Genomic DNA, 25,027 nt, shown 5'->3' on the forward strand with positions numbered 1-25,027 from the left:
ACTACAACCTCTTAAAAAGTGACCTTCAAAACACTTTCTGCACGGGCACAGCCCCTGAGGAGAAAACCTCTGGAAAGATAGGATAAAGATTCGATAGCTGAAAAAATAAGTCCGCGGTATAAGGATGATATAAACAGACATTCTGGCGCGGGGACTTATAACGCCTAAAGCTCTGTTTTGCCACCCCTTGCAGGATTTTTTTGTGGAAATAGTTTCCAGAATGTCAAATACAACGACTAACACAACGGGTCAGACAACACGCGCCCTACTATCAGCCATAAACGCCTTTTTTCTCTGGGGAATCAGCCCACTTTACTTTAAACAGCTGGATCATGTTCTGCCCACCGAAATTCTTGCCAACCGGGTGCTTTGGTCTTTCCTGTTATTGACGGTGATCGCCTATTTTATGGGGCTGCTTGATACCACTCGCCAGATACTGAAAGACCGCAAACTGTTTTTTAAACTGGTATGTTCTGCTCTGCTGGTCAGCACCAATTGGCTGACATTTATCTGGGCCATCACTAACAACAAAATTGTGGATGCCAGTTTAGGGTATTACCTCAACCCTATTGTCAGTGTTCTTCTGGCCATGGCCTTTCTGAAGGAAAATTTGTCCCGTTTACAATGGATAACCCTTATTCTTGCCGGAGCCGGTGTACTCTGGCAGATAGTCACTATTGGTCATCTACCAATCGTTTCTCTAATTCTTGCGGTCAGCTTTGGTTTTTATGGGCTGGTTCGGAAAACCATTGCACTGCCAGCAATCCCTGGGCTTTTACTGGAAACGCTGATTCTACTGCCAGTAACTATTGGCTGGATCATGTGGCTCAGGATAGAGGGACAGTCTGCATTTACTATTAATAATCCCATTACCATGGGCTGGCTGATGATGGCGGGAGTTATTACTTCTGTACCGCTGCTGCTGTTTACCTTTTCAGCCAAACACCTTCGACTGACAACCATTGGCTTTATTCAGTATCTTGCGCCAACACTTTCACTGTTGATGGGAGTATTTCTGTACAACGAACCATTCGGCAGAGATATCCAGATCAGCTTTGGCTGTATATGGGTAGCGCTGATTATTTTCTCTTTCAATGCTACCCACGCAAAACAGGTATCAACTACAGCGGCTCAATGATGACCTTTTATGAGGGCTGAACTATCAGCCTTTTTCAGCAGCTTCCTTGGTGTCACTGGCTTCGATACCAAGAATGCCTTCCTTGAACTCCCGGGTAACCGGGTTATCACCAATCCAAACGGTCAGCAGAGCATTAAAGAAATCTTTACCGGGAATAATTCCTCGCTCTTCTCCTTTCACAACAACACGGGTACCAACGCCGGGAATATATTCGGCCATGCCCTGTTCACCGCGCTTCAAACGTCCTTTGAACATTTCAGTGAGCAGAGCCAATTTTTCTTCATGTTTTTTTAACTCTTCTGGAGAGATATTTAACTCAAGCGCTTCATTCATGGCAGAGGTAATCCTGCGCCCACTTACCCCCCGAGCCATAATGTGGAAGACCATACGCTTGTGCCCATCATCAGCATAAATCTCTTCAGGGCTCTGACTGGGGTTTTCCAGATACAACTCACCGATATAGGCATCAACAAGAAGGTATACGACTCGTACAGAAGCACCGTTCAACTTCAAAGCCGGGCGGCCATCTGTGGCCGGTATCACTTCAGGGATTTCGACCCCTTTCAGGGTCAGGGCAAAGGCAGGTAATGACACAAGACAACATAACAGCGTCAACAAACGCAGTAATGGCATAGCGACTATCCTGTTTATTATTATTATTCCGTCAAATACCATTTAATCTGTTCAACGACGGAAAATCAACATTCCACCAACAAAGCCCCTCTTCTCTCCTGCGACGAGAGTCAGAGCTGCTACCCTGCCACCACATTCTGTGCAAAATCGATCTCAAAGCTGAATTGTTTCAACCATAATTTCTCTGTGGTGTTTAAAAATGACAGAGGCGCCTCTATCTATACCTCTGTAATCGTCTCCCTGAACAGCACTCTGTTATTCCACCTGCCACTGGTGGCTAAGCTGTAACAAGTGCCCAGACAGTTTGTGAACAGCCAACTATGAATGAAGAACACGAAGTGACTTCAGAATTTATCAACGATCCTGAAGACGACAGCACCAGCAGCACCGCCCTGATTCTTCCCCATCAGAATCTTCCGGATAAGCTTTACCTGATCCCTGCGACCAACCGCCCCTTTTTCCCGGCGCAGGTTCAGCCACTGGTATTTGGTGCCAAGCCCTGGGAAGAAACCATCAAGCGTGTTGCCCAGACAGAAGAAAAAGCTCTGGGTTTGTCTTTTATTGACGATTTTTCTGGAGATGTTGCCGAACCGGAAGAATTCCCGGAAATCGGCTGCGCCGTTAAAGTTCACAATATTGTTGAAGTGGACGACCAGATTCAGTTTATCGCCCTTGGGGTGCAGCGCTTTCGCATTGTGAACTGGCTGCGTCGCCGTCCTCCTTTCCTGGTACAGGTTGAATATATCCAGGACCAGAATGAGGATGAAGAAACCCTCAAGGCTTATGCCATGGCGCTTATTAATGCCATCAAAGAGCTTCTTCCTCTCAACCCTCTGTACAGTGAAGAGCTGAAGAATTACCTGAATCGCTTCAGCCCACGGGAGCCTTCCCCCCTGGCGGACTTCGCTGCTGCCATTACCACAGCTCCCGGCCCGGAACTGCAGGAAGTGTTGGAAACCATTTCCATACAGCGCCGTATGGAAAAGGTTCTGGTTCTGATCCGTAAGGAACAGGAAGTCGCCAAGCTGCAAAGCCAGATCAGCGAGGAAGTGAACCTCAAGATCAATAAGCACCAGCGTGAGTTCTTCCTGAAGGAACAGTTAAAAGTCATCCAGAAAGAACTGGGTATTGCCAAGGATGACAAAACGGCTGAAATGGAAGAGTTCCAGAAACGGATGAAAAACCGCAATATTCCTGAAGCCGCGCAAAAGAAAATCAACGAGGAGATGAACAAGTTCTCCATGCTGGAGATAGGTTCTCCTGAGTTCAGTGTTACCCGCAACTATCTGGATTGGGCGACCTCTGTTCCCTGGGGGGTAATGTCTGAAGACAACCTCGATTTAACTTATGCCCGCCAGGTTTTAGATAAGGACCATGACGGTCTTGATGATGTAAAAGATCGCATCATTGAATTTCTGGCCGTTGGCGCTTACAAGCAGGAAGTTTCTGGATCAATTCTTCTACTGGTCGGCCCTCCCGGCGTGGGCAAAACCTCAATTGGTCAATCCGTTGCCAATGCACTGGGGCGTAAGTTCTACCGCTTCAGCCTTGGTGGCATGCGTGACGAGGCAGAAATCAAAGGCCATCGCCGTACCTATATTGGCGCCCTTCCTGGCAAGCTGGTTCAGGCTTTGAAAGAAGTTGATGTCTCCAACCCGGTGATTATGCTGGATGAAATCGACAAGATTGGCGCCTCTTTCCGGGGTGACCCAGCATCAGCTCTACTGGAAGTGCTCGATCCTGCTCAAAACGCAGAGTTCCTCGATCACTACCTTGATATGCGTATCGACCTTTCCAAGGTACTCTTTGTATGCACCGCCAACCAGCTGGATACTATTCCGGGGCCTCTTCTGGATCGAATGGATACCCTGCGCCTGTCTGGCTACATCACTCAGGAAAAGGTGGCGATTGCCAAGAACCATCTCTGGCCCAAACAGTTAAAAAAAGCTGGCCTGAAAAAATCTCAAGTCAAAATCAGCGATGCCACCCTGAAAACACTTGTTGAAGGCTACGCCCGAGAGTCTGGTGTTCGCCATCTGGAAAAACTATTGGCCCGCATTATTCGTAAGGCTGTGCTGAAGATTCTTGATAACCGTGACGCAAAAATCAAAATTGGTATAAAAGATCTCGAAGATTATCTCGGCAAACCTTACTTCAGCAAAGAGAAGGTTTTGCAGGGTGTTGGTGTGATTACCGGCCTGGCATGGACTTCCATGGGTGGCGCTACTCTGCCAGTAGAAGCCACGCGGGTTCACAGCCTGCGCCCTGGCTTCCGCCTTACCGGACGTCTTGGGGAAACCATGAAAGAATCTGCAGAGATTTCCTACAGCTATATCATGAGTCACCTGAAAAAGTTTGGCGCACCGGAAGATTACTTCAATAGTTCCTTCATTCACCTCCATGTGCCGGAGGGTGCCACTCCAAAGGATGGCCCAAGTGCCGGTGTGACTATGGCCAGCGCCCTGCTCAGTCTGGCGAAAGGTCGCAAGCCAAAGCCTCTGGCTATGACTGGAGAGCTGACTTTGACCGGCCATGTTCTGGCAGTCGGCGGCATCAGGGAAAAGGTAATTTCAGCCCGTCGTAGCAATATTAAAACTGTGATTCTGCCTGAAGCTAACCGGAGAGATTTCGAAGAGCTGCCTGAATATATCCGCGAAGGCATGACCGCCCACTTTGCCCGCACGTTTGCTGATGTAGAGAAGCACCTGTTCTAAGACTCTCCAAAAGCCTTGGAACAGACATTAAAAAAGCTGCTTACCTGTTGCAGGTTAAGCAGCTTTTTACTTTAGTGCTCGCTCAAGCAGCGTAGGCAACCCACGCTTGGACATATGTAATGAGCACTTTATTTATAGCCCGTCATTCCTCTGACTGTCCACACTTCCATAAGAACAATTTATTTTAAAAACAGCCAGTTAATAACTGCTCTTTTCCCCGCCAGTCATACTCTTGCTTATACAGAACCACCTAAGCTTACTGGATAAGGATGACTTAATCAGGCGGGATGCCTCTCATGCCAACCATACGTTCAGGTGATGCTGTACCGAAAGGCCCCAAACCAGCTCTATCTCCAAGCCTGACAGAGTCCAAAAGCCACCCATTACAACAAGAACCTGAAACAACATTTGTTGAGGGGGCAAAATACCTTCCAGAGCCTTTGCTGGACGAAAACGATACTGAAGTTTCTTCGCCCCTTCCGGATAAAGCACGGGAACTTCTTCACTATACCGCGGGTGGGCGATCCGTCAGCCTTCCCTCTGATGAATCAGATATTGATGACCTTGATGAAACGGAAAGAACACCACCTCCCTTAAGCCAGCGTACAGTAAAGGAAGAGCCACCCCGCGGCTGGTTGGATACTCTACTTCCATGGCGCTGGGGAGGAACCAAGAAAACCAGTGAGCGGGTTGTCACCAAGCCCGAGCGCAGCGGCATAACCAACTGGTCGATTTTTTACATTATAAAAAAGTTTGTAGACCGCTATATCAGAGGATTTTCTACCAGCGACCTCACCGGTTCACTGCAAAAACTCTCATCTTGTTATCACCACACAAAAAATGGCACAACCGGTGAGCCACAAACCATTTTCTTAAGGGAGCTTTACCTGCCCGGACCAAACATCACGCTTCGGGATGTCACCGTAAAACTCCGCTCCCTTGAGGCCGTTGGCGAAGGTGAAGGCGCTGATCGTTTTAAGCAAATTGATATCAAAGCGGATGTTTCAGGGCAGGCCGTTGTCTGGGTTGATGAAACCAAAAGCCAGCAGGCCACTCTCGACATAAAAGATGTTGATCTCTCAGCCCATTTCAAAAACGGCACCATGATAGAAAGCCTGATGGAGAAAGGTACTATTTACGGCAATATCATGCTGGCATTCTCGAATCGCAGTCGACTGAAAGACTGCCTGATGCCATCTCACTGTGTCTGTCACCTCAATCAGGGAGCTTCTGTCTCTGTTAAAACTCCAGGATACCGCGAAGCAACTTCTGGCGTAAAAATCGAATCTGCTGACTTGTTGTTTGATTTCAACCCACAACCTGATAAACAAGGCAAAAAACCTACATTCGGTGCCTGTGTTGCCAATCTGGAAGCCAGGGTTCATAGCTCAAAAATGGGGCTTATTGTTCCAGATACCATTAAGCCTCTTATGCAGCAGCTCTTTCCTCATGCCCTGATGGGAAAAACAGAAGTACAAGTCAAAACCGCCTCCTTAGATATGAACAAGTACGAAGACGGTGAGCTGAGAGCTGAATGTGATTACCTTCAGGTTCACAGTGAAGGAGATGTAAATCTCCATAATGGCGAAGTCATCGGGCTCACCCTGGTAAAAAAGAAACTTGCGGAAGACGAGTCAGCCACCGCAGTACTTTGCGAAGATATGAGTGGAGATATCTACATCCCTCAATCAACATTTAACCTTCCCTATGACATCAACGGCCGTGTGAAGGCGAAAGACACTTCTGTTCTACTGAACACCAGACACATCAGTGAAACATCGAACAAGCTGGAAACAGCCGATTTTGCCGTAGGAAGTGGTCACGCGACGCTGTCAGGAGGAATTTCCTGTAAAAACAGCTCTATGAAAGGGTTAGTAGGGTCATTCGTTGTCGATAGCAAAGAAACTGCTCTCAAAATAGACCACGTTGAGGCAGGCACAGTATCCATCGGCACAGCGCCAGACAGAGTGACTCCTGAAAACCGTTTACTGAAAGCTGGAGCCACTCTGGAAAACACTGAGATTTATGTAACCCCGGATAAAGAAACCGGCACGATGATTACAACAGTGGATGTTGATCACCTACAAGGGAGAAACATTAAAGGCATTGCTACAGCGCACACAGCTGACCTCGAAAAGCTGAGCGTGCTGTTTCAGACAGGCACACCTGTCCCCCTGCGCCCAGATCGGGCCGATCCTTCTGCTCCGGTTTATCAGCCAAAACTCAAGATCACAGCTAAAAACCTGTCTGCCGACCATGTTTTAGTTCCAGAAAGGATTACCGGGCAAAGTATAAAAGCTGAATTGAATCCAAGAACATTAAAGAACCTGACTCTCGAGTGCACATTACCTCGCTCACTAACAACCAAAGAAGATCAGGAGAGCTTCCGCCGGTCAGTATCCCGGGAGATTGAACCATGGCAGATTCCCCAGACGCGGGTTGCATCAGTTCATACCAAGATCTCAACCGACCAGATTGAGAGTCAGGTTGATCTCTCACTGCCGGGTGCAAAAGATTCATTGGAAGAGAGTCCCTGGCTTAAAATCAAGGAGGAGGATCGCTACACACCGCGTAGCACAGGAACCATCACAAGTGACTTATCAGAGCTTGAGTTCCAGTACGATATGAGGAACGGGTTCGATCAGGCGACTTTCAAATCCAAAAAACATGTCACCATCAATCTGGAGCACGGTGACCTGCAGGGGAAAATAGAAACCACCGGTTTTGAGGCTGTTGTTGAAGGTGGCTCAGTTGATGCACCAGACGAAGTCACAACGGATGCAAAACTTGACCACCTTGCCTGCACCGGCTTTAAAGTCAGCGAGAGGTTTCTCCCAAAAGACGTAGAGGTTGAGGCAGATGTAGAACTGACATCGCCTTCTATTTATGTGAAAACCCAGCCGCCGGAAAAACAATTCAACGAAGGAACCGGCGAAGAAGTTTTTAGTGCACGACCAGTGCAAAGCACATTAGAAGTAAGTCAGAGTAAATTTCAGACTCACATAAAAGGCAACAAGAAATCTCTGGCATCACCAGACACTGTCGCAAAACTCAAAACCCTTTCCGATTATTTGCCTGAGCAATATCAGGAATCTACACGACCTTTATTAAAACATTTGGATACTATCGAAGAAGAGCCCTCTGACAGCGACACACTGAAACAGGATGTTGTTTTTAAAAGTAACAACATTAAGCTTCAGGCTGATGTCAAAAAGAACAGCGATAAAGAAGTTGATGTAGTCACAGACTTCTCAGAACTCAGCCTGCCTTCCGGAGCAGTTATCGCAACAGCCCATATCACCGACTTAAATGCTCATGTTTCCAAGACAACCGGGCATACCGACCTGCAGCTTCAGCTCAGTGAAACGGCCGTAGATTACGCTGGCACAAACGACGAATACAAACTACCGGTTCAAGCACAATTACTCGAACCAGCCAAACTTCAGGGAATCAAAGTCAGTGTGAGCCAGAATGGTGATGAAACCCTGTTACATGGTGGCATTGAGCAAGGCGAAGCAGATTTCACTCTCGGTCTGGATAACGCTATCAAAGATCCGTTAACTCAAACAGTCCGGAGAATGAAACCTGCCCGCTTTAAAACAGAGCTGCGAAAGCTGGAAGTTAATGCCCAGAAAGACCCACATCTGACCCTCGCCAATGCCTCAATAGGTACAGCTGAATTAAAAATTTCTGATACGCAGGACCAACTCGGCACCCATCTAAATATTGATACCGAGTTACGGGATGCACTGGTTGTTGCAGATTCAACCGGAACAGGGAGTTATCTGGATTCAGAACTGGGTAGTGCCAAATTCAGTGTTTCCGGCGATTTAAACGGTTCGTTCCATGCTCACAACGTTGGCCTTTCAGCATGTCGTGACCTTGAAGGCACCAAAATCAACCCCCGTATTGATGCTCGAAGAGTAAAGACCAATTTCCCCAACGCCTCCAAGGAACTGGTTAATATCTTTCGTAGCACACGCTTGCAAAAAAGTGCCTTGGGACAGATTGCCGATCTAAAAGTCAGCCCCGACCTTGATGAGAATATGTCTGGCACCCTGACCCTTTCAGCTGGTGGTGCGCTGTCGCCATTGATAGCTCTGGGTCTTTCTTACGCAGGAGGAAGAGTTGCCCGTGGATTTCTGCGCATAGCAAAGGTCATCGTCAAGGTTTTACGATTTCATATTTACCTGGATCATTTGCCTATCCATGAAGGGAACGCAACTTTATCCGACTTGCGATCCTGCCTGAAAGTTTCATTCTCAAGCGATTACGGTCGAGCTGGTCGGCTTTACGCAAAATCTTTTGGCAAGGCAGTCGACTTGGTTCAAGGGCTGTTTGTTAAACAGGCATTGAAGCGCGTCCATCTATTGGATAATAAATCCGGAGAAATATCATTCACAAACCTGGCCAGCCATTTGGGTGAGAATGTACAGCTTGTATCGAAAGACCGTATGCCAAATGCCCTGCTTCCCGGTACGGGCGATGCACTGACCGACACTAAAAATCTTTTACAACTGAATAAATCTCTTCCTTCGAGCTGGACCAGAGAGTTACACCTGAAAACACTTCAGCAGCGTCTGGACAATATGCGCTGGCACAACGCTCCTCTCAGCGAGCACCCCTGGGCGGATACTGCCTGGCTGGCCAACAAAATTGCCCAGGACTATGGTTTCCCACAGGCACTTACCGACTTTCATTGCCTGGAGGATTTACTGATTACTATCCAGCAGGAATTGCGTGAACAGCAGCAGCCCACAGCATTACCCGAGTTATACAGTCAGGCTGCACTGAAAGTGCCAGCTGTTCCTATTGATACCGCCACGGAATCCACTTCTGAACAGATCCCAGCCCTGGCCAAAGTTGTTCCAGCCAGTCGACGAAAAGAAGAGTACAGACAACTGGAAGCTAAGGTCGTAGCCAAGGATATGGAGAGAATAGCCAAAGAACTGCCTGAGTGGATCAATGCCCGAGCAGCAAAAGAAACAGCCAGACCAGCTAAAGTCTTTCGAACAGCACATAAAGCCACTCAAGCACTGAAACAAGGGGCAACATGGAAAAAGGCTATAACTCTTTCCTATGAGTTACAGTCTCCTCTCTCCCCCGTAGAGCAAGACAAAAAAATGCAGGATTTGTGGCACACCTGCAGAGCTCTTAATGCCAAGATACAGGCTGTCTGCTCACCGATATCCCCGATTGCAGCCAGTAAGTTCGTGATTGGAGCAGGAGTGAAACCCCCCCCCCCCCCACTCAAACGCCCACCACGAACGACCTTTCGTCGGTAATCAGACGGCTATTCGCTGCTGATCCATATAACTCCGAACAGTATCAACAATAGCCTGGGTCTGGGGATCTATTTCAAAATTTACCTTCATCCCTTTTCGGGCCTGCCCGAAGGTCGTCATCTGCAGAGTTTCCGGAATCAGGTGAACAGAAAAGCGATTGTCTTTTACTTCTGCACCGATAGTCAGACTGGCTCCATTAAGGGAAACATACCCTTTAGGCAGCAGGTAACCCTGCCACTTTTGATCGAACTCAAAAGTTAATGTGGTGTTATCAGGAGTTTTATCAATCTCCACAATTTCAACCGTATCGTGAACGTGACCGGACATATTATGACCACCCACTTCGTCACCAAAGCGGGCTGCCCTTTCAATATTCACCAGATCACCGGCCTTAATATCTGCGAGGTTGGTGACTCGCAGTGTTTCCTGCATCACATCAAAACAGGCAGACTCATCGGAAAAACGGGTGACAGTTAAGCAAACGCCGTTGATGGCAACACTGGCCCCCTCTTTCAACTGGTCACACAAATCATGTCCCAGCAGAATATCAAAAGTGGCAAAGCCTTCACGACGCTCTACAGAAACAACCTCTCGGGTGCCCTGCACAATACCTGTAAACATACTTCTCCTTTAATGCCCTTCAGGGGCCTTACTACTCGGCTCCGTGCAACTTTCTCAGAGCCATCAAGCTGTCTGGTGTATAAGGTCGCATTTCAGGGTTGGCCAGAATGTGTTCCGGACGATCACGAATCACCTGTGCAACCTCCTCAGGCTGGGGAATAATAGCGCCATTCCAGACACAGGTGTAAACCTTGCCCCATAACTGACAATTTTCGTCCTGATAATAGAAATGAAACTTCTCTTCCAGAGGAATGCCTGAAATCCCCATCTCTTCCTCAAGCTCTCTGGCCGCGGCAATATCGTAATCTTCACCTTCATCAACAACGCCACCTGCCGCCAGGTCATAAGCGCCAGGCCACACGTCTTTTGACATGGTGCGCTCCTGAATCAGCAGCTCACCATCGGAGTTAAAGACAAATACAAAAACCGCACGGTGGCAGAGCCGCCCAGCCCGCATCTCACTGCGCGTAGCTGAACCGACGACATCGTTCTCTTCATCAACGATCACAACTCTTTCTTCTACCGATGACAACGCTGTCTTAATCTCTGCTGACATAGTTCAAAACTCCAGTCTGAGCATTTGTTATTGTATTAGGGCATCCCAAGTTTATAGTCGATGTTTCAAAGTGTGGATTTCAGAATGTAACTCTAATGAGGCATTTTTAACTCTACTGCCTCTATACTTTTGAATACGCCGAATACTCTGCAGAGGAACTGCTCCATGGCAAACTGTCGTACAGTCACCGCGCTGGTTAACCCCGCAGGCAGCATGAATGTACTGTCTGCCCATGAGGTCAGTCAGCTTCAGGATACAACCCGCACCGGCCTTTATACTCTTTTCCGACAGTGTGCCCTGGCTGTACTCAGCTGTGATACCGAGCTGGATGATGCCCAGGAGCTAATGGCTCTCTATCATGATTTCGATATAAAAATCATTCAGGAGCACCGGGGCCTGCAACTGCAGCTTATTAACGCTCCCGCCTGTGCTTTTGTGAACGATGAACTGATTCGCGGTGTTCGTGAAAACCTGTTCTCTGTGGTGCGGGATATTCTGCACCTGTTCAGTGAGATAGAAGCCCACGGATTGCTTGACCTGAGCGACCCTCAGGATATCACCAACCTGGTCTTTGAAATTCTGCGCCACGCCAATGCCTTTATTCCCGGCCAAACACCGAATGTTGTGGTGTGTTGGGGCGGGCACTCTATTGGCCGTGAAGAATACAAATACACGAAAGATGTCGGTTACCAGCTGGGGCTTCGGGGTATGGATATCTGCACCGGCTGTGGCCCCGGTGCAATGAAAGGCCCAATGAAAGGTGGCCATATAGGCCATGCCAAGCAGCGTATAAAGAAAGGGCGATTTATCGGTTTAACAGAGCCTGGCATCATAGCGGCAGAAAGCCCAAACCCTATCGTTAACGAACTGATCATCATGCCGGATATTGAAAAACGTCTGGAAGGTTTCGTGCGTATGGGTCACGGCATTATTGCATTCCCCGGCGGCCCCGGCACCTGCGAAGAGATTATGTACCTGATCGGTATTCTTCTTCATCCCGACAACCAGGACCTTCCCTATCCGTTTATTCTTACCGGCCCGGCATCGTCGAGGGAATACTTCGAGCAGATTGATGACTTTATAGGTTCAACACTGGGACCAGATGCACAAAAGCTTTACACCATCGTGATTGACGACCCGGAAAAAGTTGCAGACTTGATGAAGGCAAGTCTCGAGGAAGTAACACAGTATCGCAAGGAACATAACGATGCCTTCTACTTTAACTGGAAACTGAAAATAGACAGCAACTTCCAGCATCCTTTTGAGCCTACTCACGAAAATATGTCCAGTATTTCTCTGGACTCCAACCTGCCTGCTGAAGAACTGGCATCAAACCTCCGCAGGGCTATGTCCGGCATTGTTGCCGGTAACATTAAAGAAGATGGGGTGAAAAGTATTCAGCAACACGGCAAGTTCCAGCTCCACGGAGAAGCTGAGCTTATGAAACGTATTGATACCCTGCTGGCCAGTTTTGTACAACAACAGCGAATGAAGCTGCCAGGCAGTCACTACGAACCTTGTTATGAGGTTGTTCATAAATAATTTCAGGCATCGCATTCACAGCCGGGCATTGTCCCGGCTTTTTATTGCCATACACAAATTCGACAAAATACTTACAAACAAAATCTTGCAGAAGCAAACCACAAAATGCTTCAATAACAAACAAATGAAACATTAAACAAACTTTTGTTTGATCAAGATTTATATTTGGTGAGAGTCAATGACGAAAAGAGAGCAACAGGTTCTCTCTGCCATTCGCCAGAACCCTTTGATTTCCCAGAAAGCCCTTGGGGAACAACTGGGAATCAGTCGTGAAGCCGCAGCAAACCACATTATGAACCTGACCCGAAAGGGCTTCATCCGGGGAAAAGGTTATCTTCTTAACGAGCTGCTCGACGTGATGGTGATTGGTGGCTGTACTCTGGATATTCAGGGAATCCCAAAAATCCCAGGACTTCCGGGTGACTCTATCCCTGGTCAGGTTTCCATGACTCCTGGTGGCGTTGGTCGCAATATTGCCGAAAACATTGCCCGCCTTGGACACAATGTTCGCTTGCTATCAGCTGTAGGAAGAGATGAAGCTGGGCAGCAGGTTCTTACCGCAACTGCTGCAGCGGGTGTTGATATGTCCTCGGTTGAACAGCTGGCCGACAAACCAACCCCTGTTTATCTCTCCATTCTCGATAATAACCATGAGTTGATACAGGCTATTAACGACATGGCTCTTATTGAACAGCTCAGCCCAGAGCTGCTAACACCTCACACCGCAGCACTGCAACAATGCCAGGCTCTGGTGGTGGATGCCAACCTGCCTGAAAAAACACTGGAACACTTATTCACTATTCCCAATCTGCCACCAGTGTTTGCTGACTGCGTATCTGCCAGCAAAGCCGAACGCCTGAAACCCTGGCTGCACCGTATTTTCTGTCTGAAGCCCAATCGCATGGAGGCAGGGTTGCTGTGGGGCAAACCAGTCGAAACAAAATCAGACCTTCATAAGTGCGCTCAATGGTTCCATGAACAAGGTGTTCAACAGCTGGTGATCAGCTTGGGAAAAGAAGGGGTATTTGCCAGTGATGGCCAGCAGCAAACGCTTATGCCATCACCCGAGGTTCATACGACAAGTGTCGCCGGTGCTGGAGATGCCATGATGGCGGGCTTGCTACACAGCCACCTTCAGAACTTTGATTTTGAAAAGTCAGTTTCAACGGCCCAAGCCTGTGCGGCTATGGCTCTTGAATATCACGCAACGATCAATCCGGATCTTACGGCTGAAGTTATCAGCAAACGAATTCAACGATCTTTTTGATAATGGAAAATACAATGCTTAATAATGCTTTTCTTGATATCCATCCAGATGTAAAAGCCGCTCTTGATGAAGGCCGTCCGGTTGTTGCGCTGGAATCGACAATTATCTCCCACGGTATGCCTTACCCTGATAATGTTGCTACAGCTCTGCAGGTTGAAAACACTGTGCGTGAGCATGGCGCAACTCCCGCCACAATTGCCATTATCGGTGGACGTTTGAAGGTTGGTCTTTCTGAAAAAGAAATTGAGCATTTGGGCAAAAGCGGCCTGGCAGTGACTAAAACCAGTCGTCGCGACTTACCTGTCATCATGGCTCGTAAAATGGATGGCGCAACAACCGTGGCGACCACCATGATTATTGCCGCCATGGCTGGCGTGAAAGTGTTTGCTACCGGCGGCATTGGCGGCGTTCACCGTGGCGCTGAAACCACATTTGATATTTCAGCAGACCTTCAGGAACTGGCAAAAACTAATGTTGCTGTTGTCTGCGCAGGCTGTAAGTCCATTCTCGATATTGGCCTGACACTGGAATATCTGGAAACTCAGGGCGTTCCGGTATTGGGTTATGGTGTTAAAACCATGCCTGCATTTTATACCCGGGACAGTGATTTTGAGGTGGATCACCAGATTGATTCAGCTGAAGACCTAGCAGCCATTATGCAGACCAAATGGCAGGCTGGTTTACAGGGCGGCATGATTATCGCCAACCCTATTCCTGAACAACACTCTATGCCTAAGGACATTATTGATAAAGCCATTGCACAAGCCATTCAGGAGCTGACAGAGCAAGGGGTGAAAGGTAAAGAGTCTACACCGTTCCTGCTTTCTCGTGTAAAAGAACTGACTGGTGGAGACAGCCTGAAATCCAATATCGCACTGGTTATGAACAATGCCAAACTTGCTTCAGCCATTGCTGTGGAATACAGCCAGAAATAACTCCAATAAAAAATGCCGGATACTATCGTATCCGGCATTTCTATATCTCACGAACTAAGGTTTGTTAACCTTTATTCGTTGCCACGATTGTCATCGTTGCGGTTACCACGGTAGCCACCACGACGCTCACCGTTACCTTCATGACGACGACGCGGGCGATCATCACGGTTTCCGCGATAGCCACCACGATCGCCACGACCGCGGCCACGACCACCGTTAGGGTTCTCTTTCCATTCACGCAGACCCAGCACCTGATTGCGAATATTGATTTCGCTCATAGTGCTCAGTACGGCCTGATCCAGAGTTTCTGGCAGGTAAACAGTAGAGAACTTGTCGAACAGCCGGATATGACCGATATCACGGCCAGAGATTCCACCCTCATTCGCCAGAGCACCCACAATTTCGCCTGGGCTTACACCGTGGTCACGGCCAACGCCGATACGATAGCGTTTCTTACCCTGGTTACGAGGATCTTCACGATCATCTCGACGTGGGCGACGCTCACGCTCTTCCCAAGGACGAGGCTCAGGCTCATTACCATCCGGGAATGGACGTTCTTTCTGAGCCAGAAAGCACAGTGCGGCAGCAGCATCTTCCACTTCAATGGCCTGTTCCTGAATCATCTCATTGATGATTTCACGGTATGGCGTCAGGTCTTCATTGCCGATGGTGCAGGCAACCTGTTCCTTGAAGTTTTTAATGCGGATATCACGAACGTCACGCTGGGTAGGCAGGCGCATTGGTTCGATCTTCTGGCGGGTTGCATGCTCAATAGCGCGCAACATACGACGCTCACGAGGAGCTGCAAACAGGATTGCAGTACCCTGACGACCGGCACGACCAGTACGACCGATACGGTGTACATAAGCTTCGGTATCATTAGGGATATCGTAGTTTACAACATGACTGATACGTTCAACGTCCAGACCACGAGCCGCTACATCGGTAGCAATCAGAATATCCAGAGAGCCTTTCTTCAGGCGGTCAACCATCTTCTCGCGAAGCGCCTGGCTCATATCACCATTCAGTGCAGCAGCGGAGAAGCCACGGGCTTCCAGCTTTTCAGCCAGTTCTGTAGTAGCAGAACGGGTGCGCACGAAGATGATCATGGCGTCGAAGTCTTCGACTTCCAGAATGCGGGTCAGGGCATCCAGTTTGTGCAGGCCACTGGCCATCCATACCTTCTGGGTAATGGTGTCTACAGTGGTGGTTTTGGCACGAATTTCAACAGAAACAGGATCTCTCAGGTACTTGTCTGCAATACGGCGAATAGCCGGTGGCATGGTTGCAGAGAACAGCGCAGTCTGACGCTGGGTTGGGGTATGGTCCAGAATCCACTCGATATCATCAACAAAGCCCATGCGCAGCATTTCATCGGCTTCATCCAATACAACAGTCTTCAGGTTATCCAGCTTCAAGCTGCCACGGCGAAGGTGATCCATGACCCGACCTGGAGTACCAACAACAACCTGAGCGCCACGGTGCAAACCACGGAGCTGACCGCGCATATCCTGACCACCGTAAATAGGCAGAACGTGGAAAGACGGCATGTGTTTGGCGTAAGTCTGGCAGGCTTCAGCAACCTGAATCGCCAGTTCGCGGGTAGGACACAACACCAGAACCTGCGTGTCGTTGATTGTTGCATCAATTCGGGACAGTACGGGCAGTGCAAAAGCAGCAGTCTTACCGGTACCAGTCTGGGCCAGACCGAGAAGGTCCCGCCCTTCCAGCAGATGAGGAATGCTTCGCGCCTGAATCGGTGACGGAGTTTCATAACCCACATCACGAACGGCACGCAGCACGGCATCCGACAATGGCAGCTGGTCAAAAGCGGTAACTGTATCAGTCTGGGTTTCGGGCATAAGTAATGAGCGCCTGTAAGAATTGTAAAAAAGCGGGCGATTCTAACGGTAAAAGCCGGGTAATGGCTACCGAAAATCGTTCAAATTTTAGAAATTAGTAAACCCGCTCCAAAATGGCACATAGCCGTATCGGCTTGCACCTATACCGGACTGGTAGGTTCTCTTATAGACCATGGTTTTTATACTTCATGGTTTGGAAGGCGTGTTCTGCGAACCGGTACTTTGGTACTGGCTTTTATTGGAAGAAAAGAGTAAACAGAGACTACCTTCAAGGCTCAACCTTCTGCCCGTGGCGGCAAGTTTACCACAACCAGCAGAAAGGCAAGCAACTGTGTTACAGATTTCAGGGACTTTTTACTACTTTGGAGAGCGAATCCAGCACCATGCGCTGCTGACAATGCATACTGCCGCGGCTAACAGGTAAATACCAAACACAATAACCATCCATTCCGCCATATTCAGACCAAGCAGCGCCCAGTCATCGGAACCACAGAAACCAGTAGGCATAAACAGTGAAGGAAGCCACTCATAAAGGGGCAGTTCAAACGGGAATGTGGGGTAGAAGTTGCACGACTGGTTCATCGTATTAAAGGTTTCATAGGAACCGGTCTGGATCATCGCTTTCTGCAAACCATAAAGTCCCGAAGCAACCCATAAACCATAGCCACTGAGACGAATGAAAATATTCGATGGCGCTATCAGCATGATCAGTGAAGCAACTCCCAGCAAACCAATAGCCAAGCGTTGATAAACGCAAAGTTCACAAGGATCCAGCAACATCACATACTGAAAGTAGAGAGCACAGCCTTCAAGAAACAGGGTTGTTGCCAGCATAACCACCCAGGTCAGGCGCTTATGTTGCCAGCCATGAAGGGTTTGTAATGGTGATTGAAGAAAACTCTGCCAGGTTTGCACAAAAGAAGAACGACCTGCAACCAAAGTAATACTCCTATTAACTCTTATTTATTACTGGCCGGGCATCCAGACATACACCGGGCCACGACAGAATTCAGAAAACCCAAGGGATTTGTACACAGGTTCCCCCATTTGAGATGCCCAAAGTGTACCCATCCGATAACCGGCAGATAGTGCCTGACGATATGTTTCTCTGGTTAGCAAACGGCCAAGCCCACGATGCCGATACGCTTCGGTCACCGCAACATTGGCAACAGACACCACACCAGCTCCGGCAAACAACGAGGATGTACCAACAGCCTTACCACATTGGTAAAGAATAAAATGCCGCCACCCCTTGTTTTTATCGCCGAATCCCGGAGCTGCCACCATATCCAGCCAAGGCTTCAGGATGTGATCTGGAAACTGATGACAGGGTGCGAGTATCTCTCCCCAGAGAGACAACTGCTGAGTATCCTGTACTTCTCGTATTTCAACCCCGGAAGGTAAATCCTCAACTGGCAGATGATCTAGCACAACTGCCATACCAACGGGTTCCGCGACCTTTGCACACCCCTGCCCCTGTAGGTACTCCGGAAGGTTGCTGGGAGAATAATGTGCCCCCAACCAGAAAGAAACACCTATCTGCTTTTCCCTTGCCCACAGCAGATGCTTTTTAATGCCCTCCACCATCTGGTCATAGGAGCTATAACGTGGACGCAGCAAACAATTAAAGAATGGAAACCGTATCGGTGTGCGACACAGAATATGGTCATCAGTTTCAACAATCTCCATTTTCTGCCAGGCTCGCCAGCTTAGAGTACTGGCTATGGCATTACTCTCTATGGCTAGAGCCTCACTCTCCAGGCATGAGAGATTCTGGACGCGTTCCATATATTACCAATTCTTATAAAGAGGTGTGATGGCTGCATCCTATCCTCTGCCCAGGGACTCATCTATAGGTATGAGACCTTGGTCTTAGCCCCAGAACTTCGCACTCCAATAGCACTCTATTAAGGCAGGACGCTTTAAGTTAATGGAGTGAGCTATGGACAGCGCACAGGTACAATATCACCCAAATTCGAGAATCCCTCTCGAAACCCTTTACCCGGACGCGAATAAACCCGGCCGAATCACTGTGTTAGGTGATGTTAAAGGTGTTCTGGGCCATGTCATGATGGGTGTTGGCCTTGCAGGGTTTGTAGGCAAAGAAATTAAGGACCGCGTACCAACCCCTATCCTTATAGGAGGCTTGGTTGCCGGGGCCGCGGCTATCACCTTTCTACCAATCATGTGCCCGATCTGTTGTTTTGCGTTACCAGCTCTTCCTGCAGCCGGTTTCACATTCACCAATCTGTTTGGAACCATGCCAATGTTTATTGGTGGCGGATACCTTCTGACCAAACTGCTGGGAACTCCTCCAGCAGATAAACTAGCTTGGACTCAAGAACTGCCTGAGCGTCGACTCTTACGCAGATTTTCCAAACTCGGTGTCATCAATTTTATGGGTTCGCATTTCGGCTTTCAGGCTCTGGGCTTTGCTGGTAACCCTGTTGTTACCTACTTGAAGTCTGGCCTTCAACACCTGGGAATTATGTCCTGAACCTTTGACGACTAGAATCGCACAACCTGTCCACTCGTTAGCGCTTCGAAACAGGAGCGCAGAGATTGCGGCAGGTTAGTTACATCTGTTTCAGATATTGTTTTTGAATCGTTCTCTACACCCAAAATTCTGATCTTTTTCTGATCAACATAACTTGGCCTTTGCCACAGGCTGGCATCAGCTTTCTGTAGTACTTTCTTAAACTTAGTTGTTTGCGAATTGGAGAAAGAAAGTGATGCATTTTCCTTAAACAAATGCACTGTAGATTGCCCAAACAGTCCAGGAAAAGCTTTAACAAGTAATCGAGGAGCATAATCCGCCAACTCTCCGGTGACGGCCAGTTGCCCGAAAGACTTCCCTCCATCAAGCACCAATACCTGTAAGCCCGCCCGAATAGCACCATAAACAGCCACTAGTCCGGAAACAGTTTCTACGCCCTGAATCGCAAGAATTTTTCCAGCCTGAAGACCGGCTTCACACTGCAAGTAAGCGGCAAAGTAGGTACTGTATTCATCCAGCTGGTAGGTTGTGACGGATTTTCCGGAAGTTTCGATTGCCACCTGATCAGAAAACTGATCAAACGCATGTTCAATGCAGTGCAAAAGGGTTTCAGTTTTAACTGTTAAGCCAGAGTCTGTTACCGGAACTGCTGTATCCATATCATGCTCTTATATTTGTTATTGCTATCTTTCGTAGCGTCACTATACGCTGACCAGAAGCTCAGCAAAAGTTAGACAAACACAGCACCGAGAATCTTAACAATGACTGCGAAAATCATCCGCTGCGCGCCGGAAAAAGAGTATCACTTCAGAGAAGGTTGCGACATTTTAGAGCTATCGAATACTGAAGCTGACGAAGATATCTCCATCGCCCGAGCCACCGTCAAACCGGGAGTTACAACTCTCTGGCACAGTCTGAACGGAACCTGTGAGCGTTATGTAATTCTGGAAGGCTCAGGGCGGGTGAATGTCGGCGAAGGCTGCACAGAACAGCTTAATCCGGGAGATGTCGCTATTATCCCACCGGGAGTGAAACAACGAATTACCAATACCGGCACACAAGGCCTGGTGTTTCTGGCAATCTGCAGCCCTCGCTTTTTGCCTGAGAATTATCAGGACAGGGAAGATTAAATATTTACAATTCCAGCTCCAGTTTGGGCCCTACTTCCTCAAAGCCATAACCCTTGTAAAACTCAAGGGTGCGGTGCCATTTGGGTTGTGCCGGAGCTCCGACTGACAAGCAGAACCAGCCTCTCTCCTTTCCATAGTTTTTTACTGTATCCATCAGTAAGCGCCCTATACCAAGGCTGCGACAATCTGGCTGGATATAGGCTTCCATCACTTCACCAAAAGCGCCACCAGCAAACACTGCCAGATTTTCACAACCGGTGATAACTCCCAGAGCAGTCCCTGATTCATCACGGGCAATAAACGCCCGGTATCTTTCGGGAAGTGCCAGCAACTTCTCTGCAGTGGTTATAAATACTTTTTGAGACAGATCTGCCGCTTGATCAGGCCACAATTCTGTTTCCATAGCGTGGATAAGTTGCCCAACAATTTCTGCATCAGCTGTTGTTGCCATGACGACCTGATCAGGTTTCACTTTGTGCATCGCGTCCTTTTCCACAAAAACCACTTTTCAATATTTCATGCTTCATATAATAAATGCCCTCCCTACAAGCTCTACTAACCTGTAGGCGCAAAACCAATAAAAAATTGTTCGCTAACTGCCTGTTTTTACAGTAATACGTTGTTTTTCCCATCTTGAATGCCCGAAATGATGCACGTATTCTTTGCGCCCCGAAATTTCACCCTCCCGTGGCAGCAAGTTTATGACAGAGATTGAAACAATTCTGGGCACTCTGCCCGAGGCTGTTTCTCACACCTTTGGTCAGGGCAAACCGGCCAACTATATTCCGGCACTGGCTGAAGTGTGCGGAAACAAATTTGGTATGGCTATCAGCACCACTGATGGTCGGGACTTTGTTGTTGGCGATGCTGAAGAATCTTTCTCGATTCAGAGTATTTCCAAAGTCTTCAGTCTGAGTCTGGCCATGCACTACGCTGGCGAAAAAGTCTTTGAACGGGTTGGGGTTGAGCCATCCGGCAACCCTTTTAACTCCCTGTCTCAGCTGGAATATGAAAACGGTATCCCAAGAAATCCATTTATCAATGCCGGCGCACTGGTGGTAGCCGACATCCTGCTTTCCAACCTGAATTCTCCCAAGCAGGATTTTCTGGATCATATCCGCAGCATTTCCAAGAATCTGGATATTCAGTACGACGAACGAGTATTCCGTTCTGAGTACGACAATGGCCAGAGAAATGCGGCACTGGCTTACTATCTGCAGAGCTTTGGCAATATTAAAAACCCTATTGCCCAGGTTCTGGATTTTTACTTTTACCTCTGTTCTCTAAATATGAGCTGCCTGGACTTAGCCCGAGCCAGCCGTTTTCTCGCTGATGATGGTCGCCATCCATTTAAAGATGAAGCCGTGGTATCTCCTCTTCAGACCCGCCGTATCAACACCCTGATGATGACTTGCGGTACCTACGATGAAGCGGGCGAATTTGCATTTCATGTTGGCCTGCCCTGCAAGAGCGGCGTGGGTGGCGGCATTGTAGCCATTGTTCCCGGAAAGATGTCTGTGTGTGTCTGGAGTCCGGAACTGGGTAAAAAAGGCAACTCTCTGCCCGGCATGCAGGCTCTGAAGACTTTTGTGGAACAAACGGGCCTCGCGGTCTTTTAATCCCTTCTGATATGGTTACACATCAGTAACACTTGCGTCATTCTGGCTGACATTCCAACCCTCCGGGGTGGCGCATCCCGCTTTCTTTTCCAATACTGGATACCTCGCAGCCACGAAGCTGCCCCGTATCCGGGTATTCTTTAACAGCGTGCAATAACGACAACACGGCAACGCTCCGCCCGGATCTCATCCACTGGACAGGAGTACGCCATGGATAAGAAGAACCGACAGTTACCCACCCTGATACAGACCTTTCTGGTACTTGGTACCTTTCTGACAATGGCCTGCAGCTTTACCACCGTGTTTGGTTTACCGGTTTTACTGGCACTGTTCTTTGGCTGGTTTCTGGTTATCGCCCTTGGTCTGAAACTGGGGTATCGCTATCGGGAGCTCGAAGAAGCCGCTGCTTTTGGTATTTTTGAGGGGATGCCCGCACTTCTTATTCTTTTCGCTGTTGGCGCTATGATCGGCAGCTGGATTGCCGGTGGTATTGTGCCGGGAATTATTTATTATGGGCTGGCGACAATTCACCCCAGCTTCTTTTTACCAACCACTCTTTTTATTTGCTCCCTAACTGCTCTGGCAACCGGAACATCCTGGGGCGCAGCCGGAACCGCTGGCATCGCCATGATGGGCATTGGCGAAGGCCTTGGTATACCAGCGCCTTTGACTGCGGGAGCTGTACTGTCTGGGGTTTATTTTGGCGATAAGCTATCCCCTCTTTCTGACAGTGTTCTGCTGGCTTCATCCATGGCTGGCGTTGAGATAAGAGCTCATATCAAAGGTTTACTGCCTATCAGCCTGAGCGCATATATTATCACAGCCATAATGTTTACCTGCGCCAGCCTTTCCTTTCAGGGGCAAGGAAATCTTGAGCATATCAATATGATTATGGCGGCTCTGGATAACACATTTTATATAACCCCGATTGCATTCTTACCGCCACTGATGGTGATGCTTTTGCTGGCTTTTCGACAGCCCGCTTTCCCTGTTATTTCGTTCGGTAGTTTTCTGGGAATTGTTGCAGCCATGCTTCTACAAGGCTCCGATATTGTTTCGGCCATTACCAGCGTATGGGAACTTCCACTACTCAATTCAGGAATCGAGTTTATCGATAGCTTGCTTAGCCGTGGTGGCATGCTTTCCATTATGCCCTCAGTTGCCATGATCACCTTCGGGCTCGGCTTTGGCAGCTTGCTGGTAAAAGTCGGCATCGTGAAATTGTTAGCCAGCAAGATGGAGCAGTTTGTTACCAATGAAGCCCGCCTAACTGGCTGCACAATCCTGACCGCATTCTTAGGAAACCTTTTGGGCAGCGCCATGTATGTTTCCCTGATACTGGCGCCCAAGTTAATGACTGCCACCAGCGATGCGTTGGGCGCCGATCGGCGACTTCTGTCACGCAATACCGAGTTCGGCGGAACACTCACTTCAGGCATGGTGCCCTGGAGTGATAACGGCACATTTATGGCGGGAATTCTGGGGGTCAGTACGCTGAGTTATCTTCCGTTTATGTGGTTGTCGTGGATATCTATTGCGCTGGCGTTAGGAGTTTCCTGCTTCAGAACCTGGCAGGGGAAGACAACAACCTTTAGCGAAGATGGCCAGATTTCCCACCTCTCTACAAACTCACTGCTGAAAAAGAAGCCCGCTCAGGCCGAGTAATGATCGGCCATGTGTTCTTCCAACTCAGCCTCACCAGCCATTTGGGCCATCTGAGTACACTCAGAAGAAAGGCTGTTAAAGGCACAGGGCAAGGGGACTTTCTCCGGATCAGGAGTAGTTCCCGTAACACATGAAGGTTCAACTTCAACAGTTTCGCTTTCAAGTTTTCGAACCATAGAAAACGAAGCAGCCATTGCCATCAAGGCAAATACAATTCCTCCGACAGCCTGCCCCAGATATACACCGTAAGCGCCATCCCAGCGAGCGCCTAACCAGACAAAAGGAATAGTGCCAATAGTTGCCTTTCCCCAATTCAAAAATGTTGAGTAATAGGCTTTTCCCAGATTATTAAAGGACGCATTAGCAACAAATAAACAACCATTAAAAACAAAACAGAAAGAAATATAAGTACAGAAAAAACGCAGCAGGGATTCCGCATTGCCATAAATATTGAAGATATCCACCAGCCAGCTTTGCAATACTAACACCAGCAAGGAGACAGCCAGCACATAAACGACGGCAAACCAATAAGCGTCTTTCAATGCCTGTCGAACTCGCCCCAGAAGCCCTGCACCAAAGTTTTGTCCGATGATGGGCCCAATCGCACCTGAGAGGGCAAAGACAACCCCAAAAGCCACTGGTATCAATCGTCCGATAATTGCACCTCCTGCTACATAGGCATCTCCATAAACAGAAACGGCTTTGGTGACATAAGCCTGACTGACTGGTGCCGCAAGATTGGTGGCCACAGCTGGCCCGGCAATACTTAAAATTGCAGGCAACGAAGAGGTAAAACGGTAAACCCCTCGCCAGCACAGCAGTCGGTGCTTAAAAGCAACTCCGTAGAGAGATACAGCCAATATTGTGAACCGGGCAATAACCGAAGCTATAGCCGCACCCTGAATATCCATTTCCAGTAAGAAGATAAAAATCGGATCGAATACAGCGTTAGCGGCACCACCCGCCAAAGTGGAATACATGGAAAGTTTGGCATCACCAACGGCTCTTAATCCTGCTCCAAGAGCCATAGCAACAGCAAGGACAGGCAAAGAAGGAACAAGTATTTCCAGATACTCTATTGCCAGTGAGTGCACCTCACCAACCGCACCCAACGCAGTCAAAAAACTATCAAGATAAATCCAGCAAACCATTGCTGTGATGCAGGACGAGATAAACGTAAAAACAACGACATTGGTCATAAACACCGCGGCCAGTGTGCGATCCCGCGACCCCATCGCTCGAGACACCAGTGCACCTGCAGCAATAGAAAGTCCGATTCCCAGAGAAGAAGTGATAAACAACATGGTTCCGGCATAACCGACCGCTGCCGCCAGATGTTTTTCTCCCAAAAGGCTCAGAAAAAACAGATCCAGCATATCCACGACAAACAGAGCCGTTAACCCGACAGCCCCACTCAAACTCATTACAACAATATGTTTCATGGGAGAACCATGAACAAAACGAGCGTGGGGCATGAACATCACCACCAGCAAAAGAAAAGAACTCTGAAGGATAGACATCCCTGCTCGTGAACTGGTGGTATAATCCGCCACCAAATTTCCC

At 48.4% G+C, this 25,027-nt stretch carries 19 protein-coding genes; 10 read left to right on the plus strand and 9 right to left on the minus strand.

Going from position 1 to position 25,027, the window contains the following annotated elements:
• Positions 1–220 precede the first annotated feature (220 nt).
• Positions 221–1,138 carry an EamA family transporter RarD gene (gene rarD / locus ACY2RR_RS13810; RefSeq protein ID WP_490108738.1) on the plus strand — a complete coding sequence of 306 codons (918 nt, stop codon included), beginning with the start codon at positions 221–223 and terminating at the stop codon, positions 1,136–1,138.
• Between the two features lie 24 nt (positions 1,139–1,162).
• Here rarD and ACY2RR_RS13815 read toward each other — a convergent pair whose 3' ends face one another.
• Positions 1,163–1,771: a chalcone isomerase family protein gene (locus ACY2RR_RS13815; RefSeq protein WP_490108739.1), complete on the minus strand. Its 609-nt coding sequence runs from the start codon at positions 1,769–1,771 to the stop codon at positions 1,163–1,165.
• A gap of 320 nt (positions 1,772–2,091) precedes the next feature.
• Here ACY2RR_RS13815 and lon point away from each other — a divergent pair, with 320 nt between their 5' ends.
• Together lon and ACY2RR_RS13825 are read left to right on the plus strand one after the other, a co-directional pair.
• On the plus strand, positions 2,092–4,485 hold the full coding sequence (lon, locus tag ACY2RR_RS13820; protein ID WP_490108740.1) for an endopeptidase La: 2,394 nt from the start codon (positions 2,092–2,094) through the stop codon (positions 4,483–4,485).
• Between the two features lie 296 nt (positions 4,486–4,781).
• Complete coding sequence (locus tag ACY2RR_RS13825; protein WP_490108741.1) at positions 4,782–9,770, plus strand: hypothetical protein; 4,989 nt, start codon at positions 4,782–4,784, stop codon at positions 9,768–9,770.
• On the opposite strand, the gene ACY2RR_RS13830 is transcribed toward ACY2RR_RS13825, so the two are convergent.
• Positions 9,771–10,391 (minus strand): riboflavin synthase subunit alpha, encoded by a 621-nt coding sequence (locus ACY2RR_RS13830; RefSeq protein ID WP_490108742.1) that lies wholly within the window; start codon positions 10,389–10,391, stop codon positions 9,771–9,773. It abuts the gene before it with no gap.
• 31 nt (positions 10,392–10,422) lie between these two features.
• Positions 10,423–10,947, minus strand: coding sequence for an NUDIX hydrolase YfcD (gene yfcD / locus ACY2RR_RS13835; protein ID WP_490108743.1), 525 nt, complete (start codon positions 10,945–10,947; stop codon positions 10,423–10,425).
• A gap of 165 nt (positions 10,948–11,112) precedes the next feature.
• Here yfcD and ppnN point away from each other — a divergent pair, with 165 nt between their 5' ends.
• From ppnN to ACY2RR_RS13850, 3 genes are all read left to right on the plus strand, one after another.
• Positions 11,113–12,489, plus strand: a complete 1,377-nt coding sequence (ppnN, locus tag ACY2RR_RS13840) for a nucleotide 5'-monophosphate nucleosidase PpnN (protein ID WP_490108744.1) — start codon at positions 11,113–11,115, stop codon at positions 12,487–12,489.
• 178 nt (positions 12,490–12,667) lie between these two features.
• Positions 12,668–13,756 (plus strand): PfkB family carbohydrate kinase, encoded by a 1,089-nt coding sequence (locus tag ACY2RR_RS13845; RefSeq protein ID WP_490108745.1) that lies wholly within the window; start codon positions 12,668–12,670, stop codon positions 13,754–13,756.
• Positions 13,757–13,770: 14 nt separating this feature from the next.
• A complete protein-coding gene (locus ACY2RR_RS13850; protein WP_490108746.1) occupies positions 13,771–14,691 on the plus strand; it encodes a pseudouridine-5'-phosphate glycosidase in 921 nt (306 codons plus the stop codon).
• Positions 14,692–14,762: 71 nt separating this feature from the next.
• On the opposite strand, the gene ACY2RR_RS13855 is transcribed toward ACY2RR_RS13850, so the two are convergent.
• The 3 genes from ACY2RR_RS13855 to ACY2RR_RS13865 all read right to left on the minus strand — a co-directional run bounded on the left by ACY2RR_RS13855 (position 14,763) and on the right by ACY2RR_RS13865 (position 18,341).
• A complete protein-coding gene (locus ACY2RR_RS13855; RefSeq protein WP_490108747.1) occupies positions 14,763–16,553 on the minus strand; it encodes a DEAD/DEAH box helicase in 1,791 nt (596 codons plus the stop codon).
• Between the two features lie 357 nt (positions 16,554–16,910).
• On the minus strand, positions 16,911–17,492 hold the full coding sequence (gene dsbB / locus ACY2RR_RS13860; protein ID WP_490108748.1) for a disulfide bond formation protein DsbB: 582 nt from the start codon (positions 17,490–17,492) through the stop codon (positions 16,911–16,913).
• A gap of 27 nt (positions 17,493–17,519) precedes the next feature.
• Positions 17,520–18,341, minus strand: coding sequence for a GNAT family N-acetyltransferase (locus ACY2RR_RS13865; RefSeq protein WP_490108749.1), 822 nt, complete (start codon positions 18,339–18,341; stop codon positions 17,520–17,522).
• Positions 18,342–18,495: 154 nt separating this feature from the next.
• On the opposite strand from ACY2RR_RS13865, the gene ACY2RR_RS13870 reads away from it, so the two are divergent.
• Positions 18,496–19,050 (plus strand): hypothetical protein, encoded by a 555-nt coding sequence (locus ACY2RR_RS13870; RefSeq protein WP_490108750.1) that lies wholly within the window; start codon positions 18,496–18,498, stop codon positions 19,048–19,050.
• 11 nt (positions 19,051–19,061) lie between these two features.
• On the opposite strand, the gene ACY2RR_RS13875 is transcribed toward ACY2RR_RS13870, so the two are convergent.
• Positions 19,062–19,709 carry an AMP-binding protein gene (locus ACY2RR_RS13875; protein WP_490108751.1) on the minus strand — a complete coding sequence of 216 codons (648 nt, stop codon included), beginning with the start codon at positions 19,707–19,709 and terminating at the stop codon, positions 19,062–19,064.
• Positions 19,710–19,811: 102 nt separating this feature from the next.
• Between ACY2RR_RS13875 and ACY2RR_RS13880 the strand changes: the two genes are divergently transcribed.
• The gene (locus ACY2RR_RS13880) at positions 19,812–20,180 is read left to right on the plus strand and encodes a cupin domain-containing protein (RefSeq protein ID WP_490108752.1); all 369 of its coding nucleotides are present in this window, start codon (positions 19,812–19,814) and stop codon (positions 20,178–20,180) included.
• 4 nt (positions 20,181–20,184) lie between these two features.
• Here the strand turns inward: ACY2RR_RS13880 and ACY2RR_RS13885 are convergent, their stop codons facing one another.
• Entirely contained in the window at positions 20,185–20,676 is a 492-nt protein-coding gene (locus ACY2RR_RS13885; protein ID WP_490108753.1) for a GNAT family N-acetyltransferase, read from the minus strand.
• Between the two features lie 205 nt (positions 20,677–20,881).
• Here ACY2RR_RS13885 and ACY2RR_RS13890 point away from each other — a divergent pair, with 205 nt between their 5' ends.
• A complete protein-coding gene (locus ACY2RR_RS13890; protein ID WP_490108754.1) occupies positions 20,882–21,799 on the plus strand; it encodes a glutaminase in 918 nt (305 codons plus the stop codon).
• Positions 21,800–22,009: 210 nt separating this feature from the next.
• Positions 22,010–23,464 carry a Na+/H+ antiporter NhaC gene (gene nhaC / locus ACY2RR_RS13895; RefSeq protein WP_490108755.1) on the plus strand — a complete coding sequence of 485 codons (1,455 nt, stop codon included), beginning with the start codon at positions 22,010–22,012 and terminating at the stop codon, positions 23,462–23,464.
• Here nhaC and ACY2RR_RS13900 read toward each other — a convergent pair.
• Positions 23,452–24,984: an MATE family efflux transporter gene (locus ACY2RR_RS13900; RefSeq protein ID WP_490108756.1), complete on the minus strand. Its 1,533-nt coding sequence runs from the start codon at positions 24,982–24,984 to the stop codon at positions 23,452–23,454. The genes nhaC and ACY2RR_RS13900 overlap by 13 nt on opposite strands.
• Between the last annotated feature and the right edge of the window lie 43 nt (positions 24,985–25,027).

The sequence above is a fragment of the Parendozoicomonas sp. 2304DJ65-17 genome (genome assembly GCF_058148445.1).

Coding starts and splice junctions, on each gene's coding strand:
- rarD (WP_490108738.1), top strand. CDS start 221: ATGTCAAATACAACGACTAACACAACGGGTCAGACAACACGCGCCCTA.
- ACY2RR_RS13815 (WP_490108739.1), bottom strand. CDS start 1,771: ATGCCATTACTGCGTTTGTTGACGCTGTTATGTTGTCTTGTGTCATTA.
- lon (WP_490108740.1), top strand. CDS start 2,092: ATGAATGAAGAACACGAAGTGACTTCAGAATTTATCAACGATCCTGAA.
- ACY2RR_RS13825 (WP_490108741.1), top strand. CDS start 4,782: ATGCCAACCATACGTTCAGGTGATGCTGTACCGAAAGGCCCCAAACCA.
- ACY2RR_RS13830 (WP_490108742.1), bottom strand. CDS start 10,391: ATGTTTACAGGTATTGTGCAGGGCACCCGAGAGGTTGTTTCTGTAGAG.
- yfcD (WP_490108743.1), bottom strand. CDS start 10,947: ATGTCAGCAGAGATTAAGACAGCGTTGTCATCGGTAGAAGAAAGAGTT.
- ppnN (WP_490108744.1), top strand. CDS start 11,113: ATGGCAAACTGTCGTACAGTCACCGCGCTGGTTAACCCCGCAGGCAGC.
- ACY2RR_RS13845 (WP_490108745.1), top strand. CDS start 12,668: ATGACGAAAAGAGAGCAACAGGTTCTCTCTGCCATTCGCCAGAACCCT.
- ACY2RR_RS13850 (WP_490108746.1), top strand. CDS start 13,771: ATGCTTAATAATGCTTTTCTTGATATCCATCCAGATGTAAAAGCCGCT.
- ACY2RR_RS13855 (WP_490108747.1), bottom strand. CDS start 16,553: ATGCCCGAAACCCAGACTGATACAGTTACCGCTTTTGACCAGCTGCCA.
- ACY2RR_RS13865 (WP_490108749.1), bottom strand. CDS start 18,341: ATGGAACGCGTCCAGAATCTCTCATGCCTGGAGAGTGAGGCTCTAGCC.
- ACY2RR_RS13870 (WP_490108750.1), top strand. CDS start 18,496: ATGGACAGCGCACAGGTACAATATCACCCAAATTCGAGAATCCCTCTC.
- ACY2RR_RS13875 (WP_490108751.1), bottom strand. CDS start 19,709: ATGGATACAGCAGTTCCGGTAACAGACTCTGGCTTAACAGTTAAAACT.
- ACY2RR_RS13880 (WP_490108752.1), top strand. CDS start 19,812: ATGACTGCGAAAATCATCCGCTGCGCGCCGGAAAAAGAGTATCACTTC.
- ACY2RR_RS13890 (WP_490108754.1), top strand. CDS start 20,882: ATGACAGAGATTGAAACAATTCTGGGCACTCTGCCCGAGGCTGTTTCT.
- nhaC (WP_490108755.1), top strand. CDS start 22,010: ATGGATAAGAAGAACCGACAGTTACCCACCCTGATACAGACCTTTCTG.
- ACY2RR_RS13900 (WP_490108756.1), bottom strand. CDS start 24,984: ATGTCTATCCTTCAGAGTTCTTTTCTTTTGCTGGTGGTGATGTTCATG.